This window comes from Jannaschia sp. W003 (assembly GCF_025144335.1).
Classification (GTDB): Bacteria; Pseudomonadota; Alphaproteobacteria; order Rhodobacterales; family Rhodobacteraceae; genus Jannaschia.
Window position 1 is genome coordinate 1 of sequence record NZ_CP083539.1, and the last position, 19,020, is coordinate 19,020.

Below are 19,020 nucleotides of genomic sequence, written 5' to 3' on the forward strand. Positions count from 1 at the left end.
ATGAGCAGCGAGACATGGAACCGCGTCCAGCGGGAGATCGAGACGTCGGTGGGGGCGAACAACTACGCCGCCTGGATCCGGCCCCTGCGCTTCGAGCGCTGCGAGGATCGCACGCTGCAGCTCGCCTCGCCGACCGACTTCATCGGGCGCTGGGTGCAGCAGCACTTCGCCGACGCCATCCTGCGCCACGCCTCGGAGGCGGGCATCGACGCGGCCCGCCTCGTGTGCACCGCCGCGCCCCGCGCCGCCGCCTCCGATGCCTCGCGCGTCCCCTCCTCCGCCGCGGCCCCCGCCCCCCGGGTCCGCAGCGAGGACGGGCTCGATCCGCGCTTCACCTTCGACGCCTTCGTGGTCGGCAAGTCCAACGAGATGGCCCACGCCGCCGCGCGCCGCGTGGCCTCGGGCGGGCCCGTGACCTTCAACCCGCTGTTCCTCCACTCGGGCGTGGGTCTGGGCAAGACGCACCTGATGCAGGCCATCGCGTGGGAGCTGAAGGAGACGCGGCCCGAGGCGCGGGTCATGTACCTCTCGGCCGAGCAGTTCATGTACCGCTTCGTGCAATCCTTGCGCGATCACACCACCATGAGCTTCAAGGCGCTGTTCCGCTCCGTGGACGTGCTCCTGGTCGACGACGTGCAGTTCATCGCCGGCAAGGAGAGCACCCAGGAGGAGTTCTTCCACACGTTCAACGCGCTGGTGGACCAGGGCAAGCAGGTGGTGCTGTCCGCGGACCGCTCGCCCGCCGAGATCGGCGACATCGAGGAGCGCATCTCCTCGCGCCTCCAGTCGGGGCTGGTGATCGACCTCCATCCCGCCGACTACGAGCTGCGCCTGGGCATCCTGCAGCACCGCTACGCGCTGCACCGCGCCGAGCAGCCCGACTTCGGCATCGCCGACGGCGTGATGGAGTTCCTGGCCTCGCGCATCTCCACCTCGATCCGGGTGCTGGAAGGGGCGATGACGCGGCTGTTCCACTACTGGGGCCTCGTGCGCCGCGAGATCCGCGTCGAGCAGATCCCGGACGTGCTGGCGGACCTCCTGCGCGCCTCGGAGCGCAAGCTGACCATCGACGAGATCATGAAGCGCACCTGCGAGCACTACAACCTGCGGATGTCGGACATGGTCTCGGCGCGGCGATCCCGCTCGGTGGCGCGGCCCCGGCAGATGGCGATGTATCTCGCCAAGAAGCTGACCCCCCGCTCCTACCCCGAGATCGGCCGCAAGTTCGGCGGCAAGGACCACACCACGGTGCTCTACGCGGTGCGCAAGATCGAGTCGCTGATGCAGACCGATCCGCAGCTCGCCGAGGACGCGCAGATGCTGCAGAGGCGGTTGGAGGGCTAGCTCCCGAACCGGCCCCACAGAGGCCGGCGATCGGTCCGGTGGACCGATCGGGGAGCTAGCGGGCGGAGCCCCGGGGGTGGCCGGGGGACTAGCGGGCGGAGCCCCGGCGGGATTTGGTTCTCCGGAACGGAAACCCCGAACCGTTCCGCTCCCCGCCCCTCCCCCGCCCCATCGAAACAAGCAGATTGCACGCCCGCCCGCGCCCGCTATTCTGCGCCTCCCTGACGGACGAGGATCCCATGAAGTTCTCCATCGAGCGCGCCGCGCTGCTCAAGGCGGTGTCCCAGGCGCAGTCGGTCGTCGAGCGGCGCAACACCATCCCGATCCTCGCCAACATCCTCGTCGAGGCCGAGGGCGACGCGGTGCGCTTCAAGGCCACCGACCTCGACATCGAGGTGATCGACAGCGCGCCCGCCAAGGTGGACCGCGCGGGCGGCACCACCGTCTCGGCCATGCTGCTCCACGAGATCGTCCGCAAGCTGCCCGACGGCGCGCTCGTGGCCGTGGACGAGGACGCGGGCCAGGGCCGCATCTCCATCACCGCGGGGCGCTCGCACTTCCAGCTCGCCACGCTGCCGAAGGACGACTTCCCCGTCATGGCGTCCACGGACTACGCCGCCGAGTTCCGCTGCGAGGCCAAGGTGCTGCGGCGCCTGTTCGACAAGACCCGCTTCGCGATCTCCACCGAGGAGACGCGCTACTACCTCAACGGCGTCTACCTCCACGTGGCCGAGGGCGACGCGGGGCGCGTGCTGCGCGCGGTCGCCACCGACGGCCACCGGCTGGCCCGCGTCGACGCCCCCCTGCCCGAGGGCGCCGAGGGGATGCCCGGCGTGATCGTGCCGCGCAAGACGGTGGGCGAGCTCAAGAAGCTGCTCGACGACGACGAGGCCGAGATCGGCGTCGCGGTCTCCGAGACCAAGGTGCGCTTCGCCGCGCCCGACATCACGCTGACTTCCAAGGTCATCGACGGCACCTTCCCGGACTACGCCCGCGTGATCCCCTCGAACAACCCGCGCACGCTGGAGGTGGACGCTAAGGACTTCGCGCGCGCCGTGGACCGGGTGGCGACCGTCTCGTCGGAACGCTCACGCGCTGTGAAGCTGAGCCTCGACGAGGACCGTCTGGTGCTGTCGGTGAACGCCCCCGACTCGGGCAACGCCGAGGAGGAGCTGGCCGTGGCCTACGCCGACGAGAAGCTGGAGATCGGCTTCAACGCCAAGTACCTCCAGGAGATCGCCGCGCAGGTGGACCGCGAGAACGCGGTGTTCCGCTTCAACGACGCGGGCGACCCCACGCTCATGCAGGAAGGCGACGACACCTCGGCCATCTACGTCGTGATGCCGATGCGCGTCTGACGCGCTTGCCGCGCGTCGCCGCCCTCTCGCTCTCGCACTTCCGCTCGCACCGGCGTACGCGGCTGCGCTTCCCTGCGGGCGCCGGCGGCGGCGTGGTCGCCGTCTACGGCCCCAACGGCGCGGGCAAGACCAACCTCTTGGAGGCCATCTCGCTGCTGTCGCCCGGCCGGGGCATGCGCCGCGCGGGCGCCGAGGAGATCGTGCGCCGCCCCGAGGCCGTGGGCTGGCGCGTCCATGCCGAGGTGATCGCCGAGGACGCCCACGAGATCGAGCTACGGGCCGAGCCGGGCGAGCCGCGCGCGACCCGCATCGACGGCAAGGCGGCACCGCAGGCCGCGCTCGCCCGGCTCCTGCGGGTGCTGTGGCTGACGCCCGCGATGGACCGGCTCTGGACCGAGGGCGCCGAGGGGCGCCGCCGCTTCCTGGACCGCGTGACCTTGAGCTTCTTTCCCGCCCATGCCGACGGCGCGCTCGCCTACGAGAAGGCCATGCGCGACCGCAACCGCCTCCTGCGTGACGGGGTGCGCGACGCCCACTGGTTCGAGGCGCTGGAGCTGCAGATGGCCCGCTCGGGGGCCGAAATCATGGAGCGGCGGCGCGCGGCCCTCATGCGCCTCGTGGCGGCGCAGGACCCGGACGGCCCCTTTCCGGCCGCGGACCTCGCCCTCGCCGCGCCCGAGGCGGCGCCCGAGGATGCGGACGGCCTGGCCGGCGCGCTGGCCGAGTCCCGCCCCCGCGACATGGCCGCCGGGCGCACGCTGGTGGGGCCGCACCGCATCGACCTGGAGGGCAGCTACGCCGCCAAGGGCATCGAGGCGCGCCTGTGCTCCACCGGCGAGCAGAAGGCGCTGCTGATCTCGCTGGTGCTCGCCAACGCCCGCGCGCTGGCCGAGGGCGCGGGCGCCCCGGTGCTCCTGCTCGACGAGGTGGCGGCCCATCTGGACGAGGGCCGCCGCGCCGCGCTCTACGCGGAGCTGGAGCGGCTGGGCGCGCAGGCCTTCCTGACGGGCACCGGGGCCGAGCTGTTCGCCGGTCTCGACGCCCAGCGCCTGCTGGTGACGGAACAGGGCGGCGAGAGCCGCGTGGAGGACGCATGAACCGGATCACCCTCGTCACCCTCGGGGTGGCCGACCTAGAGGCCGCGCGCGCCTTCTACGGACGGCTCGGCTGGCGCGAGTGCGAGAGCCATCCCGGCGTCGCGTTCTTCGACTGCGGCGGCTGGCGCATGGGCCTCTTCGCGCTCGATGCGTTGGCCGAGGAACTGGGCCGCCCCCGCGAGAGCCTCGGCACCGGGGCCTCGACGCTGGCCGTCAACTTCCCCACCCCCGAGGAGACCGACCGCGCCTTCGCGGAGGCCCTCGCTGCCGGGGCCGCAGAGGTCCGCGCCCCGCGCGCGATGGACTGGGGCGGCCATTCCGGCACTTGGGCGGACCCGGACGGGCACCTGTGGGAGTACGCCTGCAACCCCTTCTGGCCGATGGACGCGGACGGGCGCCTGAAAGGCGCTTGAAACCGGCCGAAACCCCTCCATTTCCGGGGGTCGCACCGTGACATCGGTTGCTCCGGTCCATATATCTCGGGGGCAATTCGAGGAACCGCCCCCCATGACCGAGACCACCCCCGCGCCCGAGGAGTACGGCGCCGATTCCATCAAGGTCCTCAAGGGCCTGGAGGCCGTGCGCAAGCGCCCCGGCATGTACATCGGCGACACCGACGACGGCTCGGGCCTTCACCACATGGTCTACGAGGTGGTCGACAACGGCATCGACGAGGCGCTGGCCGGCCACGCCACCGCCGTGACGGTCAAGATCCACGCCGATTCCAGCGTCTCGGTGCACGACAACGGGCGCGGAATCCCCGTGGGCATCCACGAGGAGGAGGGCGTGTCCGCCGCCGAGGTCATCATGACCCAGCTCCATGCGGGCGGTAAGTTCGACCAGAACAGCTACAAGGTGTCGGGCGGCCTGCACGGCGTCGGCGTCTCGGTGGTCAACGCCCTGTCGGACTGGCTGGAGCTGCGCGTCTGGCGCGACGGCAAGGAGCACGTCGCCCGCTTCGAGCGCGGCGACACGGTGGAGCACCTGCGCGTCGTCGGCGACGCCGGGGGGCGCACCGGCACCGAGGTCCGCTTCATGGCCTCCACCACCACGTTCTCGAACCTCGAGTACTCGTTCAAGACCCTGGAGCACCGCCTGCGCGAGCTGGCGTTCCTGAACTCGGGCGTGCGCATCGTTCTGGAGGACGCGCGCCCGGCCGAGCCGCTGCGCACCGAGCTGTTCTACGAGGGCGGCGTGCGCGAGTTCGTGCGCTACCTCGACCGCTCCAAGACCGCCGTGATGGACAGCCCCATCTACATGGAAGGGGAGCGCGACGGCATCGGCGTCGAGGTCGCCATGTGGTGGAACGACAGCTACCACGAGAACGTCCTGCCGTTCACCAACAACATCCCCCAGCGCGACGGCGGCACCCACCTCGCCGGCCTGCGCGGCGCGCTGACCCGCACCATCACCCGCTACGCGCAGGATTCAGGCATCGCCAAGCGCGAGAAGATCTCGTTCACCGGCGACGACGCCCGCGAGGGCCTCACTTGCGTGCTCTCGGTGAAGGTGCCCGACCCGAAGTTCTCCTCCCAGACCAAGGACAAGCTCGTCTCCTCCGAGGTGCGCCCCGCGGTCGAGAACCTCGTGAACGAGAAGCTCGGCGAGTGGTTCGAGGAGAACCCCCAGCAGGCCCGCCAGATCGTCGGCAAGATCGTGGAGGCCGCGCTCGCCCGCGAGGCGGCGCGCAAGGCGCGCGAGCTGACGCGCAAGAAGTCCACCAACGACGTGGCGAGCCTGCCCGGCAAGCTGGCCGAGTGCCAGGAGAAGGACCCCGCCAAGCGCGAGCTGTTCCTGGTCGAGGGCGACTCGGCGGGCGGATCGGCCAAGCAGGGCCGCTCCCGCGCCAACCAAGCCGTGCTGCCCCTGCGCGGCAAGATCCTGAACGTGGAGCGCGCGCGCTTCGACCGGATGCTCGGCTCCCAGGAGATCGGCACGCTGATCACCGCCATGGGCACCGGCATCGGCCGAGACGAGTTCAACCTCGACAAGCTGCGCTACCACAAGATCATCATCATGACCGACGCGGATGTGGACGGCGCGCACATCCGCACGCTCTTGCTCACGTTCTTCTACCGGCAGATGCCCGAGATCATCGAGGCGGGACACCTCTACATCGCCCAGCCGCCGCTCTACAAAGTGATGCGCGGCAAGTCCGAGGTCTACCTCAAGGATCAGACCGCGCTCGAGGACTACCTCGTGCAGCAGGGCACCGACGGCGCGGTGCTGCGGCTGAAGAATGGCGAGGAGATCGCGGGCCTCGACCTCGATCGCGTGGTGCAGGCCGCGCGCCTGTTCCGCCGCATCCTCGAGGCCTTCCCCACCCACTACCCGCGCCACATCCTGGAGCAGGCCGCCTTGGCGGGCGGCTTCGAGCCCGACCGCCACGGCGACCTGCAGGCCACCGCCCACCGCGTGGCCGAGCGGCTCGACCAGGTGGCCGCCGAGTACGAGCGCGGCTGGCAGGGGCGCATCACCCAGGACCACGGCCTGCGCCTCGCCCGCGTGCTGCGCGGCGTGGAGGAGGTCCGTACCCTCGACGGCGCCGTCCTGCGCTCGGGAGAGGCCCGGCGCCTCAACGCCGTCAGCGAGGAGACGCAGGACGTCTACACCGACCCCGCCACGCTGGTGCGCAAGGACCGCGAGATCGAGGTGCACGGGCCGATCGACCTTCTGGACGCCATCCTGAAGGAGGGCGAGAAAGGCCTGACGCTCCAGCGCTACAAGGGCCTCGGCGAGATGAACCCCGGCCAACTCTGGGAGACGACGCTCGACCCCGAGGCGCGCACGCTCTTGCAGGTCGAGGTCGACGACGTGACCGAGGCCGACGACGTGTTCACGAAGCTCATGGGCGATCTGGTGGAGCCGCGCCGCGCGTTCATCCAGGACAACGCCCTGAACGTCGAGAACCTGACGGTCTGACCCCGCGCTCGCCGGGGCGCGGCTCCGGCGCGCGTCCGCCTAGGGCGATCCGCCGCGCCCCCGCGCGCGCCGGCACGGGTTCTCCTGCACCATCCCGCCCCCTATCTTGGGCGGACGCCGCAGGGGGGGAATGCCATGATCCTGAAGCCGACACGCCGCGCCGTCCTCGCCGCGGGCGCCGCCGCCGCCCTCGTGCGTCCCGCCGCTGCCCGCGCTGGCCCGACCGAGATCACCGCCCGCGGGGGCCGCGCGCAGCTCCTGCCCGCGGGCCATCCCGAGACCCCCGTCTGGGGCTACGACGGCACCGTTCCCGGCCCAGAAATCCGCGTGGCGCAGGGCGCGCGCGTCGAGCGTCGGCTGCGCAACGCGCTCGATGTGCCCACCGCGACGCACTGGCACGGCATCCGCCTTCCTAACGCGATGGACGGCGTGCCGGGGCTGACGCAGGACGCCGTCGCGCCCGGGGAGACCTTTGACTACGCCTTCGCGGTGCCCGACGCGGGCACCTACTGGTACCACGCCCACCGCGACAGCACGGAGCAGGTCGGGCGCGGCCTGCGTGGCCCCCTGGTGATCGAGGAGCGCGAGGGCGCCCCCGAGGTCGACGCCGAGCATGTGCTGATGCTGGAGGACTGGCGCCTCGGCCCGGACGGCATGCATCAGGGGGCGTTCGGCATGCCCCACGACGACTCCCACGGCGGGCGCATCGGCAACGTGGTGACCACCAATGGCGCGGTGGAGCCGGCCCTGCCCCCCGCCGCCCCGGGCGCGCGGCTGCGGCTGCGGATCGTGAACGCCGCCAACGCGCGCGTCTTCACGCTGGGGCTGGAGGGGCTGGAGGGCTGGACCGTGGCGCTCGACGGCATGCCGCTGGAAGCGCCCGAGCCGATCCGCGGCCCGCTCGTCCTCGGCCCGGCCCAGCGCGCCGATCTCGTGGTGGACGTGACCGCCGAGGCGGGCGCCGAGGCGTTCCTCGTGCACCTGGAGCGGGACGGCGGCTACGTGCAGGCGTCGATCCCCGTCGCGGGCGCGGTGCAGGCCCGCCGTCCGGTGCCCGCCCCCCTGCCCCCGAACCCGGCGCCGCGGCCCGCGATGACGGACGCGCGGCCCCTCGGCCTCGTGCTGGCGGGCGGCGCCATGGGCGGGATGCGCGGGGCCTCGGTGGGCTCGGAGCGGATGGACGCCCGCACGCTCGCGGGGCGCGGCCTGTTCTGGTCGCTCGGCGGTCACGCCGGCCCCCCGGACGCGCCGCTGGCCGAGCTGGCGCGAGGCGAGACGGTGCGGATGGTGCTCCGCAACGAGACCGCGTGGCCTCACGCGATGCACCTGCATGGCCACCACTTCGCGGAACTGGGACCCGACGGCAGGCCCGGCGCGCTGCGGGACACCACGCTCGTTGCCCCGCGCGCCACCGCCGAGATCGCCTTCGCCGCCGACAACCCCGGCGACTGGCTGGTGCACTGTCACATGCTGGGCCACGCCGCCTCGGGCATGACCACGTGGCTGCGGGTGGCCTGAGGGGCTACTGGCGGTCGAGCGCCCCGTCGAGGCGCACGGAGTCGCCGCGGATGCGCTCGGCGTCGGTGTAGCGCACCTCGTTCAGCAGCAGCCAGTTGGCGGCCACCGCCAGCACGGCCGTCAGAGCTATCCCGCTCAGTATCGCCTTCATCCGCCTACTCCGTCGCCGTCTCGAGGAACGCGATCAGGTCGGCGCGGTCGTTCGCGCCGCCGATCACCTGCATGGGCATCTTGGTGCCCGGAATGTAGTGGTCCGGCCCTTGGTCGAACAGGGCGTCGATGGTCTCGGCCGACCAGACGATGGGGCTGCCCGTCAGGGTGTCCGAGTAGCGGTAGCCCGGCACCGTGCCGGCGCGGCGCCCGAACACGCCGTGAAGCGTGGGGCCGGCGCGGCGCGACGGTCCCGGCTCCAGCGCGTGGCAGATCGAGCACTTCCGCACGAACTGACGCTCGCCGTTGGGCATGGTGCTGGCCGCCTGCAGGAATGCGCGGTCGCCGTCGATCGCGGGCGTGGGGTCCAGCGCCTCGACGGGCCAGCCGTAGGCCACGTCGTCGAGCCCGCCTGCCCAGAGCGTCGCGCCGCCCGGTGCGAAGGCCAGCGCCCAGACCGGCCCCTGCCGGGTCGCGCGCACGTCGCGCACGATCTTCCACGTGCTGGTGTCCACCACCATGATCCAGCCGTCGCCGTCGCCCACGGCCAGCATCCCGGTGTCGGGCGACCAGTCCATGGCGAGGATCGGCCGCCGCTCTAGCGTGAAGTCGTGGAGGGTCTCGCCGGTCTCGGGATCTAGGATGCGCGTCGCGCCGTCCACGGTGCCCACGGCCAGCCAGCCGGGGCCGGCGACGAGGGTGTTCACGCCGAAGCCGCTCCGCGCGATGGCGCGCGGGGTGCCGTCCGCGATCCGCAGCACGTCGCCGCCTTGAGTGCCCGCGAAGAGCGTCCCGTCCTCCGCGAAGGCGACCGCCCCCGCGCCCGTGCCCACGGGGATGCTCGTCGCTTCCGCCTCGCCCTCCAACGGCCAGAGCGCGACGGTGCCGTCCCAGCTCGCCGTGGCCGCCGTCCGCCCGTCCGGCGAGACGGCCACGTCCGCGACCTTGCCCGCATGGCGGCCCAACGCCTCGGGCGCCCCGTCCCGCCAGCGGATCACCGCGAAGTCGTCGCCGCCCGAGACGAGGCCGCCGGGCACGAAGGCCAGCGCCGTGGCGGCGGCCTCGTGCGCCTCCAGCCACCGCGGCGCACCGCCGTCCCAGAGGCCGACCGTGTTGTCGAAGCTGGCCGTCGCCACATGGCCTTCCGCGTCCACGGCGATGTCCATGATCGGCCCGCCGTGGCCCTTGAGCGTGGCGAAGTCGGCCGCCCCGGCGGGGGCGGCCGCGAGGGCCAGCGCGAGGACGAGGCGGCACACTTCGCTACTCGGCGGGGTGGCGCGCGTCGCCGCCGCGCAGCTCGGGATGCGGGTTCGGGGCCTCGCCGCGGCGCACCTTCTCGAGCCAGATCGAATGGTGCTGCTCGGCCCAGGCCTCGTCCACCTCGCCGGTGCCCATGGCATCGTACGCGCCCTGCATGCCCAGCGTGCCGATGTAGATGTGCGCCATCACGATCGCCATGAACACGAAGCCGATGATGGCGTGCCAGAGCTGGGCGTACTGCATCTCCTCCTGAGGGCTCAGGGCGGTGGGCAGGGGCTCGAGCCCGACCGCCTCGGTCAGCCCGAGGCCGTTCAGCTCGGCGAAGGTGCCGGCGAACATGGGGAACTCGAACGGGAACAGCAGCGACAGGCCCGAGGCCGAGATCGAGGCGCCGAACAGGATCACCGCCCAGAACACCATCTTTTGGCCGAAGTTGAACTTCTTGGCCGGCGGGTGCGCCTTGCCGATGAAGCCGCCGCCCTTCAGCACCCAGCGCACGTCGGTCATGTTGGGGATGTTGTGCCAGACCCAGAGGAAGAACACGGCGACGAGGCTGATCATGAACGGCCAGGCCACGTTGTTGTGCACCCACTTCGAGGCCACGAGGAGGGCGGCGTTCGCTTCCGGCCCGAAGGTGGGCAGGATCACCGCGCGCCCGAACAGGACCGCGAGGCCGGTCAGCGAGAGGGCGATGAACGAGGCCGCCATGGTCCAGTGGGCGAGGCGCTCGTAGAAGCGGAAGCGCAGGATCTTGACGCCTGACAGGCCGCCGTCGACCCGGATGCGGCCGCGGAGCAGGTAGAACACCAAGAGAAGGCCCAGCGTGCCGAGCAGCAGCCAGCCGCCGTACTCGCGCAGCGGGCCTTGGCGGAACTGGAGCCAGCGCATGCCGCCGTCCTGCATCAGCACCGAGCCCACGGGGTCGCCCGACGAGACGGTCACATCGGCGGAGCCGTAGCGCAGGGCGCGCCACATCTCGGGGTCGGATGCGCCCCCCAAGGTGCCGAGCTGGTTCTCGATGCCGGTGGCAGGGTTCGCGGACATGCCCGCCCCCTCGCGGCGCGCGGTGTCGTCCACGGCGAGGCCCTGCTGACGGCGCAGGATGTCGTCGAGCCCTTGCGCGGGCACCGCCTCGCGCGCGGGCGCAGGCGGCGCGACCGAGGGGTCGGCGCCGGGCGCCGGCGAGGGCACGGGGAGGACCTCGCCGTTGGTGGCGTTCTCGGGGGGCCGCACGGTCTGCGCCGCGGCGATCCCGGGCAGCACGAGGGCCGCGCAGAGCAGCAGGTGGGCGAGCAGGCGTGTCATCGCGGCATCTCCGGGGTGGCGGACGGGGGCGTGGGGGTCAGGCTATCGCCGGTTTCCGCGTCGGTTCAAGGCGTTGGGGGGACGGGCGGCACAGGTGCCCTGCCCCTTGATGTTGGACGGGCGCCCCGGAGGGGCGCCCGCGGATGACCTCGGATCGCCCCACCGGGGCGATCCGACCGTGAGGGCCGCAGGCCCTCACGGAGCGGTCATCCGCCCTTCTGATCGTAGGCCGTGCCCCAGCCCCAGGCGCCCGAGCCGAAGCCCCGGGCCACCACGCGCTCGCGGTAGATGGCCGAGACCACGTCGCCGTCGCCGGCCAGCAGGGCCTTGGTGGAGCACATCTCGGCGCAGAGCGGCAGCTTGCCTTCCGCGATCCGGTTGCGACCGTACTTGGCGAACTCGGCCGCCGAGTGGTTCTCCTCGGGGCCGCCGGCGCAGAAGGTGCACTTGTCCATCTTGCCGCGGGAGCCGAAGTTGCCGGCCTGCGGGTACTGCGGCGCCCCGAAGGGGCAGGCGTAGAAGCAGTAGCCGCAGCCGATGCACAGGTCCTTGGAGTGCAGCACCACGCCGTCGTCGGTCTGGTAGAAGCAGTCCACCGGGCAGACGGCCATGCAGGGCGCGTCCGAGCAGTGCATGCAGGCCACCGAGATCGAGCGCTCGCCCGGCTCGCCGTCCTGGATGGTGACCACCCGCCGCCGGTTGATCCCCCAGGGGACCTCGTGCTCGTTCTTGCAGGCGGTGACGCAGGCGTTGCACTCGATGCAGCGCTCGGCGTCGCAGAGAAATTTTGCGCGTGCCATTGGGTTCCCTCCCTTACGCCGCTTGGATCTTGCAGAGCGTGGTCTTCGTCTCCTGCATCTGGGTGACGGAGTCGTAGCCGTAGGTCTGCGCGGTGTTCGTGCTCTCCCCCAGCACGTAGGGGTCGGCCCCTTCCGGGTACTTGGACCGCTGGTCCTCGCCCTGGAACTTGCCCCCGAAGTGGAAGGGCATGAACGCCACGCCCGGTCCCACCCGCTCGGTGACCATGGCCATCACATGGACCTTGCCGCCCTCGGGGCCCTCGACCCAGACCATGGAGCCGTCGCGCACGTTCAGGTCGTTGGCGTCGCGCGGGTTGATCTCCACGAACATCTGCTGCTGCAGCTCCGCCAGCCAGGGGTTCGAGCGGGTCTCGTCGCCGCCGCCCTCGTACTCGACCAGACGGCCGGAGGTGAGGATGATCGGGTAGTCCTCCGAGAAGTCCTGCTTCTGGATCGACGCATAGAGCGTCGGCAGGCGGTAGAACTTGCGGTCCTCGTAGGTCGGGTAGTCCGCCACCAGGTCGCGCCGCGGCGTGTAGAGCGGCTCGCGGTGCAGCGGCACCGGGTCGGGGAAGGTCCAGACCACCGCGCGGGCCTTGGCGTTGCCGAACGGGGCGCAGCCGTGGGCGATGGCGACGCGCTGGATGCCGCCCGAGAGGTCGGTCTTCCAGTTCACGCCCGCCGAGCGGGTGTCGTAGTCCGACGGGAACGGCGACATGGACTGCTCGCCCACCTCCTCGTTCGATGCCTGGTCGCCGGTAGGGGAGCTGACGCCCTCCTCGCCGTCGTCGGCGTTGCCGACCTCGTCGCTCATGAAGCCGGCCACCTTGCCGATCACCCGGCGCTCGGCGTCGGTCAGGTCGGTGTGCCAGCCGAGGTCAACCAGCATCTGGTAGGTGAACTCCGGGTAGCCGTCCTGGATCTCGGAGCCGACCGAGTAGACGCCCTCGGCCAGGAGGTTCTCGCCGTCGCGCTCCACGCCGAAGCGGGCGCGGAACGTGAGGCCCCCCTCGGCCACGGGCATCGACATGTCGTAGAGGTTGGGCGTGCCGGGGTGGTTCATCTCGGGCGTGCCCCAGCAGGGCCAGGGCATGCCGTAGAAGTCGCCGTCGGCCGGCCCGCCGTTCGCCCGCAGCGTGGTGCGGTCGAAGGTGTGCTGGTTGGCCATGTGAAGCTTGATGCGCTCGGGGCTCTGGCCGGTGTAGCCCACGGTCCACATGCCGCGGTTGAACTCGCGGGTGATGCTCTCGACGTTCGGCACGTGCTCGCCGTCAATCTCGATGTTGCGGAGCAGCCGGTCCTCGAAGCCGAACTTCGCGGCGAAGAGCGCGATGATCTCGTGGTCGGGCTTCGACTCGAACAGGGGCGCCACGACCTGGTCGCGCCACTGGAGACTCCGGTTCGAGGCCGTGACCGAGCCGCGGGTCTCGAACTGGGTCGCGGCGGGCAGGAGGTACACGCCGTCGGTGCGGTCGTGGAGCACGGCGGAGACGGTGGGATACGGGTCGATCACGACCAGCATGTCCAGCTTCTCCATGGCCGTCTTCATCTCGGTCATGCGGGTCTGCGAGTTGGGTGCGTGGCCCCACAGCACCATGGCCCGGACGTTGGCCGGCTGGTCCATGTTGGCCGGGTCCTCGAGCACGCCGTCGATCCAGCGCGACACCGGGATGCCGGTGACGTTCATGAGGTTCGATTCCTCGCCGTCCACCTCGGCGACCGCGAACTGGCCCTTGAGCCACTCCGGGTCCTCGCCCCAGACGCGGGCCCAGTGGGCCCAGGCGCCGTCGCTCAGGCCGTAGTAGCCCGGCAGGGTGTGCGAGAGCACGCCGAGGTCGGTGGCGCCCTGCACGTTGTCGTGGCCGCGGAAGATGTTGGTGCCGCCGCCGGCGACGCCCATGTTGCCCAAGGCGAGCTGCAGGATGCAGTAGGCGCGGGTGTTGTTGTTGCCGTTGGTGTGCTGCGTGCCGCCCATGCACCAGATCACGGTGCCGGGACGGTTGTTTGCGAGCTGCTGGGCCACGCGGCGCAGCTGGCTGCCGGGCGTGCCGGTGACGCGCTCCACCTCCTCGGGGGTCCAGCGCGCGACCTCCTCGCGGATCTGGTCCATGCCCCAGACGCGGGTGCGGATGAACTCCTGGTCCTCCCACCCGTTCTCGAAGATGTGCCACAGGATGCCCCAGACGAGGGCGACGTCGGTGCCCGGGCGGAAGCGCACGTACTCGTCGGCGTGGGCGGCGGTGCGCGTGAAGCGCGGGTCGCACACGATGAGGGGCGCGTTGTTCTCCTCCTTGGCCTTCAGCACGTGGAGCAGCGAGACCGGGTGCGCCTCGGCGGGGTTGCCGCCGATGATGAAGATGGCGCGGCTCTTGTGGATGTCGTTGTAGCTGTTGGTCATGGCGCCGTAGCCCCATGTGTTCGCGACCCCGGCCACGGTGGTGGAGTGACAGATGCGGGCTTGGTGATCCACGTTGTTCGTGCCCCAGTAGGCGGCGAACTTACGGAAGAGGTAGGCCTGCTCGTTGTTGTGCTTGGCCGAGCCGAGCCAGTAGACGCTGTCGGGGCCGGACTCCTCGCGCAAGCGCAGCATCCCGTCGCCGATCTCGTTGATCGCGTCCTCCCAGGTCATGCGGACCCACTCGCCGCCGACCTTCTTCATCGGATACTTCAGGCGCCGCTCGCCGTGGGCGTGCTCGCGCACCGAGGCGCCCTTGGCGCAGTGGGCCCCGAGGTTGAAGGGGCTGTCCCAGCCGGGCTCCTGGCCCGTCCAGACGCCGTCCTGCACCTCGGCGACCACGGTGCAGCCCACGGAGCAGTGGGTGCAGACCGACTTGACGGTCTCGACCGCGCCGGTGGCGGCGGTGGCGGCCGTGGCGGGCGCCACCGCGCCGCCGGTGGCGGAGATGGCGGCCAGCCCGCCCACCGCGAGGCCCGAGCCGCGCAGGAAGGCGCGACGGTCCACGGTGGCGCCGGCGGCGCGCTCGATGATCCCGGTGCGCGCGGCGGGTCGGCGGGCGGCTCCGGTGGTCTTTCTCTTCAGCATGTCGTCCTCCCTCGCGCCGCGCGGGCGCATCGTGTCATCGGCCGGCCCCTCCTCGGGCCGGCGGCGGCCTCAGAAGCGGGCCGAGGCGTAGTAGGCGCGCGTGTGCGCGGTGTCCTGCATCCGGTCCGACGCGAGGTCGGCGGGCTGGGCGGCCACGGCGGCGCTGCCGGTGGCGGCGGCCACGGCGGCGACCGGGGCGGCGGTTCCGGCAAGCCGCAGGAAGTCGCGGCGGCTGGCGGGGGCGTCCTTCTTCTCCATCGGGGGTCTCCTCGGGTTTGTCAGTGGACGTTGGACATGCGGAAGCCTTCGCTCTCGACCGCCAGGAAGGCGCGGCCCAGCGCGCCCACGGGCGCGTAGAGGTCGGCGCCCTTGGCGCTCTCGAGGTCGGCGAAGAAGTGCGGCGCCCAGGGGGCGACGTGGCGCGCGAAGAACTCGCGCTGTTTCGATAGCGGCGCGGGCGGGCCGAAGCGGCCCACGATCAGGGCGCCCATCATCTCCATGAGCGAGGCCGCGTTGTCCTCGGGCTCGTAGACGTTGGCGGAGCGGGTGATCCCGAGCGCGGCCATGTCGCGGCGCAGGAGCGCCAGCGGCTTCTCGTTCAGGAACCCGGTCAGGTAGTAGGAGGCGTAGGGCAGCAGCTCGCCCCGGCCGAGGCCGATGAACAGGGCCTCGAACTCCCGCGAGGCCTTCTTGGGGTCGGACTTGCGAGCCTTGGCGGCCAGCGCGTCGATGGCCGCGCCGATCTCGCCGCCCTGCCCCCGGAGGGCCGCGCACTGGTCGAGCAGCCCGCGGTCGGGCGCGCGGGCGAGGACGAGCCCGAGGAAGTTGTAGAGGTCGGCGCGGAGCCGGTCCTCCTCGGGGATCGCGGCGGCGGTCTGGGCGGCGGCGGTCATGCGGCGTCCCCCTCGAAGCTGAAGCGCATCCGGCGCGGGGCGGGCGCGGGGGCCTCCTCCTCGGGCGTGAGCGCCGGTTCGGCGGCGGCGGCCTCGACGGGCGCGGGCGTCTCAAGCACAGCGGCGACGAGCGGCTCCGGCTCGGCCTCCGGCATCGGCTCCGGCGCCGCCTCGGACGCCCCCTCCCCTTCGCGCGCCTCCGCCTCGGCGGCCTGCCGCGCCAGCTCCATCACGTGACGCGCCATGCCCTTCCCCACCTCGTAGGAGGTCACGAGGTTCGGCACGACCGTGGCGGCATCCGTGAAGTCGCCACCGTAGTCCACCAGCCCGTCCACGTTGGCGAGCACCGGGTTCGTGCGCCACAGGCGCCGCAGGGCGCGCTGGCGCAGCCACGCGGGCACGTCCTCGCGCAGGAAGCGGGCGAAGTCGTCGCCGGGTTGCATGGCGTCGGGGTCGGGCAGGCCCAACTCCGCCAACACCTCGGCCTCGGGACGCTCGGCGAGTGCCGTGTCGCGGGCCTCGGCGGCCTCGGCGCGGCGCGCGGCCTCCTCGGCGCGGGCCTCGGCGGCCACGGCCGCCCGTCTGCGCGACCAGCTCATTGCAATCGCGCCTTGCGCGAGGCGGGCGAGCGGTAGACGTCGGCCACCTGCGCGATGCGCGCGTCGCCCACGCCGTCCTCGACGAGGTCGGTGCGGGTGCGGTCGCGGCGGCGCTTCTTGAAGGCCTCGTCCACGTGGAAACGGGCGCAGAAGTCCTCGACCCAGGCGCGCAGGCCGGCGGGCATGGCGATCTTCTCGACCAGCTCCTCGCCCGAGTCGGTGTAGTCCTGCGCCTCGTAGGGGGACACGGTGGCCAGCGTCACGCTGAGGGGCCGCTCGCCCGTGCCCTCGCGCATCACCACCCAGACCGAGGGGACGCGCGCGGCGAGGTTGTGCATGTAGGCCTCGGTCTCGGCGCCGTGCAGCTCCAGCGGGACGGTGGCGGCGTGGTACTCGGCGGCCTCGCCCTCGCGGCGCAGCTCGCGCCAGTCGGCGGGGCCGGCGCCCGGCAGGAGGCCGGTGGCGGCCCACACGGTCCGGGCCCACCGGGTCACGCCCGGTCGGCAGGTCAGAACGATGCCGAGGGACATCGTCTCGTATTTCTCGGGGTGTCGGATCATCCGGTGAGTGACGGGCTCCCTTCCCGGCCACCATTCTTGCACCCCGTCCGGCCCCGCGGGAAGGGCCATTCCACGCCGCACCGCGGCGAGCGCGACGGCAGCCGGCGGCGCGGCGCCGCCCCGGTTGCACGCGGGAACGAAACGCGTCTAGCCTGCCGCCCGCCGGTCCGCAGGGGGACGCGGCATGGGGGATGGACCATGACACGACGGCTAGTGCTGTGCAGCTGCGAGGGATCGCAGCGGCTCGACGCGGAAGGCCTCGCAGCTGCGACGGGGCTGGAGACCGGCACGGTCTGCGACGCGCTGTGCACCCGGCAGATCGGCCGCGCCGCCGAGGCGATCGCACGCGGCGACGCCATCGCCTGCGAGCAGGAGCGCGCCACCTTCGAGGCCCTGGCCGAGGAGGCCGGCGTGGCAATGCCGCAGCTGATCGACCTGCGCGACCGCGCCGGCTGGACCGACGACGCCGCCCCCACGCTCCCGAAGCAGGCCGCGCTGATCGCCGAGGCGCAGCTTGAGGTGCCGGCAACGCGGGCGGTGGACGTGACCTCTCACGGGGTGTGCCTCGTGATCGGTCCGCGGGACGCGGCACTGGACGCCGCCGAACGCCTCGCGCCGCACCTCGCCGTCACGGTGCTGCTCGACGCCGACCCCGAGCTGCCCGAGCGCCCGCCCTTCGACGTGATCGCGGGACGCCTGCGCGGCGCCACCGGCACGCTGGGCGCCTTCCGCGTGCGCATCGACGCCCTGCGACAGATGGACCCGGGGGGGAGGGGCGTGCTGAGGCTGGGGGGACCGCGCGACGGCGCCGTGTCCGAGTGCGACCTGATCCTCGACCTCACGGGCGGCACGTCCCTGTTCCCCGCGCCCGCCAAGCGTGACGGCTACCTGCGTGCCGATCCGGGCCGCCCCGAAGCCGTGGCCGCCGCCGTCTTGGAAGCCTCGCACGCGGTGGGCACCTTCGAGAAGCCGCTCCACGTGCGGCTGGAGCCGCTGCTCTGTGCCCACAGCCGTGCGGGCCAGGTCGGCTGCACGCGCTGCCTCGACCTCTGCCCCACGGGCGCGATCACGCCGGCAGGCGAGCACGTCTCGATCGATCCCCTCGTCTGCGCCGGCTGCGGGTCTTGCTCGGCCGCCTGCCCCTCGGGCGCGATTTCCTTCGACGCGCCGCCCGTGGAGACGACGTTCCGCCGCGTCCAGACCCTGGCCACCGCCTACCGCGCGGCGGGCGGCACCGCACCGCGCCTCCTGGCGGTGGACGCCCACGGCATGGAGATGGTGCGGCTGGCGGCGCGCTTCGGCCCCGGCCTGCCCGCCGACACGATCCCGGTGGAGCTGGAGGCGCTGAACGCCTTCGGCCACGCCGAGGCGATGGCCGCCCTCGCGGCCGGCTTCGCGCAGGTGCTCTGGCTGCCTGGCCCCCATGCGGATCGGGCAGCCCTCGAGGCACAGGTGATGCTGACGTCGGCCCTCGCCGCACCGGGCGCCGCCGTGATCCTCGATGAGACCGACCCCGAGGCGATGGCCGCGCGGCTCCACGGCGACGTGCCCCCCGCCCCGGTGGCCGCGCCCGTGCGCCCCATGGGCACGCGGCGCCAGATCGCGCGGCAGGCGGCGCAGGGACTGCACGGGACGGATGGCACGCTGCCCCTGCCCGAGGGCGCGCCCTACGGCGCGGTGCTGGTGGACACGAAGGCCTGCACGCTCTGCCTCGCCTGCGTGTCGCTCTGCCCGTCGGGGGCCTTGGGCGACAACCCGGACCGCCCGCAACTCCGCTTCCAGGAGGACGCTTGCCTCCAGTGCGGCATCTGCGCCACCGTCTGCCCCGAGGACGCGATCGCGCTGGAGCCGCGCATGGACCTCGCCCCCGCCGCCTTCGAGCAGCGCATCCTTTACGAGGAGGAGCCCGCCGCCTGCGTGGAGTGCGGTGCGCTGTTCGGCGTGGCCTCGACCATCGAGCGGGTGGCCGCCAAGCTGGAGGGGCACCCGATGTTCGCGGGCACCGACAAGGCGCGGCAGATCCGCATGTGCGACGACTGCCGGGTGCAGGCGCAGGTGCTCTCGGCGGACAACCCGTTCCGCGGCCCCGAACGCCCCCGCCCCCGCACCACCGAGGACGAGCTGCGGAAGCGCACGAGGCATTGATGCGCCCGCCGCCGCGCGGCGGCGGG

Annotated in this window: 16 protein-coding genes; 7 read left to right on the forward strand and 9 right to left on the reverse strand. The window is 72.4% G+C overall.

Going from position 1 to position 19,020, the window contains the following annotated elements:
* The 6 genes from dnaA to K3554_RS00030 all read left to right on the forward strand — a co-directional run bounded on the left by dnaA (nucleotide 1) and on the right by K3554_RS00030 (nucleotide 8,239).
* On the forward strand, nucleotides 1-1,344 hold the full coding sequence (dnaA, locus tag K3554_RS00005; RefSeq protein WP_259942100.1) for a chromosomal replication initiator protein DnaA: 1,344 nt from the start codon (nucleotides 1-3) through the stop codon (nucleotides 1,342-1,344).
* A 239-nt stretch (nucleotides 1,345-1,583) separates the two neighbouring features.
* A complete protein-coding gene (dnaN, locus tag K3554_RS00010) occupies nucleotides 1,584-2,702 on the forward strand; it encodes a DNA polymerase III subunit beta (protein ID WP_259942102.1) in 1,119 nt (372 codons plus the stop codon).
* Entirely contained in the window at nucleotides 2,699-3,799 is a 1,101-nt protein-coding gene (gene recF, locus K3554_RS00015; RefSeq protein WP_259946000.1) for a DNA replication/repair protein RecF, read from the forward strand. Before dnaN ends, recF begins: the two co-directional genes overlap by 4 nt.
* A complete protein-coding gene (locus K3554_RS00020; RefSeq protein WP_259942105.1) occupies nucleotides 3,796-4,212 on the forward strand; it encodes a VOC family protein in 417 nt (138 codons plus the stop codon). Before recF ends, K3554_RS00020 begins: the two co-directional genes overlap by 4 nt.
* 94 nt (nucleotides 4,213-4,306) lie before the next feature.
* Nucleotides 4,307-6,721 carry a DNA topoisomerase (ATP-hydrolyzing) subunit B gene (gyrB, locus tag K3554_RS00025; RefSeq protein ID WP_259942108.1) on the forward strand — a complete coding sequence of 805 codons (2,415 nt, stop codon included), beginning with the start codon at nucleotides 4,307-4,309 and terminating at the stop codon, nucleotides 6,719-6,721.
* A 135-nt stretch (nucleotides 6,722-6,856) separates the two neighbouring features.
* Complete coding sequence (locus K3554_RS00030; protein WP_259942112.1) at nucleotides 6,857-8,239, forward strand: multicopper oxidase family protein; 1,383 nt, start codon at nucleotides 6,857-6,859, stop codon at nucleotides 8,237-8,239.
* 4 nt (nucleotides 8,240-8,243) lie between these two features.
* On the opposite strand, the gene K3554_RS00035 is transcribed toward K3554_RS00030, so the two are convergent.
* From K3554_RS00035 to K3554_RS00075, 9 genes are all read right to left on the reverse strand, one after another.
* Complete coding sequence (locus K3554_RS00035; RefSeq protein ID WP_259942113.1) at nucleotides 8,244-8,390, reverse strand: hypothetical protein; 147 nt, start codon at nucleotides 8,388-8,390, stop codon at nucleotides 8,244-8,246.
* Between the two features lie 4 nt (nucleotides 8,391-8,394).
* The gene (locus K3554_RS00040) at nucleotides 8,395-9,645 is read right to left on the reverse strand and encodes a c-type cytochrome (RefSeq protein ID WP_259942114.1); all 1,251 of its coding nucleotides are present in this window, start codon (nucleotides 9,643-9,645) and stop codon (nucleotides 8,395-8,397) included.
* A 4-nt stretch (nucleotides 9,646-9,649) separates the two neighbouring features.
* Nucleotides 9,650-10,954, reverse strand: a complete 1,305-nt coding sequence (locus K3554_RS00045; RefSeq protein ID WP_259942118.1) for a formate dehydrogenase subunit gamma — start codon at nucleotides 10,952-10,954, stop codon at nucleotides 9,650-9,652.
* Nucleotides 10,955-11,160: 206 nt separating this feature from the next.
* Nucleotides 11,161-11,754 (reverse strand): formate dehydrogenase FDH3 subunit beta, encoded by a 594-nt coding sequence (gene fdh3B, locus K3554_RS00050; protein ID WP_259942121.1) that lies wholly within the window; start codon nucleotides 11,752-11,754, stop codon nucleotides 11,161-11,163.
* 13 nt (nucleotides 11,755-11,767) lie between these two features.
* The gene (locus K3554_RS00055; RefSeq protein ID WP_259942123.1) at nucleotides 11,768-14,797 is read right to left on the reverse strand and encodes a formate dehydrogenase subunit alpha; all 3,030 of its coding nucleotides are present in this window, start codon (nucleotides 14,795-14,797) and stop codon (nucleotides 11,768-11,770) included.
* A gap of 69 nt (nucleotides 14,798-14,866) precedes the next feature.
* Nucleotides 14,867-15,055 carry a twin-arginine translocation pathway signal protein gene (locus K3554_RS00060; RefSeq protein WP_259942125.1) on the reverse strand — a complete coding sequence of 63 codons (189 nt, stop codon included), beginning with the start codon at nucleotides 15,053-15,055 and terminating at the stop codon, nucleotides 14,867-14,869.
* 20 nt (nucleotides 15,056-15,075) lie between these two features.
* On the reverse strand, nucleotides 15,076-15,690 hold the full coding sequence (locus K3554_RS00065) for a molecular chaperone (protein ID WP_259942127.1): 615 nt from the start codon (nucleotides 15,688-15,690) through the stop codon (nucleotides 15,076-15,078).
* Nucleotides 15,687-16,289 (reverse strand): DUF3306 domain-containing protein, encoded by a 603-nt coding sequence (locus K3554_RS00070; protein WP_259942130.1) that lies wholly within the window; start codon nucleotides 16,287-16,289, stop codon nucleotides 15,687-15,689. Before K3554_RS00070 ends, K3554_RS00065 begins: the two co-directional genes overlap by 4 nt.
* Complete coding sequence (locus tag K3554_RS00075) at nucleotides 16,286-16,819, reverse strand: DUF3305 domain-containing protein (protein ID WP_259946001.1); 534 nt, start codon at nucleotides 16,817-16,819, stop codon at nucleotides 16,286-16,288. Before K3554_RS00075 ends, K3554_RS00070 begins: the two co-directional genes overlap by 4 nt.
* 228 nt (nucleotides 16,820-17,047) lie before the next feature.
* On the opposite strand from K3554_RS00075, the gene K3554_RS00080 reads away from it, so the two are divergent.
* The gene (locus K3554_RS00080; RefSeq protein WP_259942132.1) at nucleotides 17,048-18,994 is read left to right on the forward strand and encodes a 4Fe-4S binding protein; all 1,947 of its coding nucleotides are present in this window, start codon (nucleotides 17,048-17,050) and stop codon (nucleotides 18,992-18,994) included.
* The last annotated feature ends 26 nt before the right edge of the window (nucleotides 18,995-19,020 follow it).

Coding starts and splice junctions, on each gene's coding strand:
- dnaA (WP_259942100.1), top strand. CDS start 1: ATGAGCAGCGAGACATGGAACCGCGTCCAGCGGGAGATCGAGACGTCG.
- dnaN (WP_259942102.1), top strand. CDS start 1,584: ATGAAGTTCTCCATCGAGCGCGCCGCGCTGCTCAAGGCGGTGTCCCAG.
- K3554_RS00020 (WP_259942105.1), top strand. CDS start 3,796: ATGAACCGGATCACCCTCGTCACCCTCGGGGTGGCCGACCTAGAGGCC.
- gyrB (WP_259942108.1), top strand. CDS start 4,307: ATGACCGAGACCACCCCCGCGCCCGAGGAGTACGGCGCCGATTCCATC.
- K3554_RS00030 (WP_259942112.1), top strand. CDS start 6,857: ATGATCCTGAAGCCGACACGCCGCGCCGTCCTCGCCGCGGGCGCCGCC.
- K3554_RS00035 (WP_259942113.1), bottom strand. CDS start 8,390: ATGAAGGCGATACTGAGCGGGATAGCTCTGACGGCCGTGCTGGCGGTG.
- K3554_RS00045 (WP_259942118.1), bottom strand. CDS start 10,954: ATGACACGCCTGCTCGCCCACCTGCTGCTCTGCGCGGCCCTCGTGCTG.
- fdh3B (WP_259942121.1), bottom strand. CDS start 11,754: ATGGCACGCGCAAAATTTCTCTGCGACGCCGAGCGCTGCATCGAGTGC.
- K3554_RS00055 (WP_259942123.1), bottom strand. CDS start 14,797: ATGCTGAAGAGAAAGACCACCGGAGCCGCCCGCCGACCCGCCGCGCGC.
- K3554_RS00060 (WP_259942125.1), bottom strand. CDS start 15,055: ATGGAGAAGAAGGACGCCCCCGCCAGCCGCCGCGACTTCCTGCGGCTT.
- K3554_RS00065 (WP_259942127.1), bottom strand. CDS start 15,690: ATGACCGCCGCCGCCCAGACCGCCGCCGCGATCCCCGAGGAGGACCGG.
- K3554_RS00070 (WP_259942130.1), bottom strand. CDS start 16,289: ATGAGCTGGTCGCGCAGACGGGCGGCCGTGGCCGCCGAGGCCCGCGCC.
- K3554_RS00075 (WP_259946001.1), bottom strand. CDS start 16,819: ATGTCCCTCGGCATCGTTCTGACCTGCCGACCGGGCGTGACCCGGTGG.
- K3554_RS00080 (WP_259942132.1), top strand. CDS start 17,048: ATGACACGACGGCTAGTGCTGTGCAGCTGCGAGGGATCGCAGCGGCTC.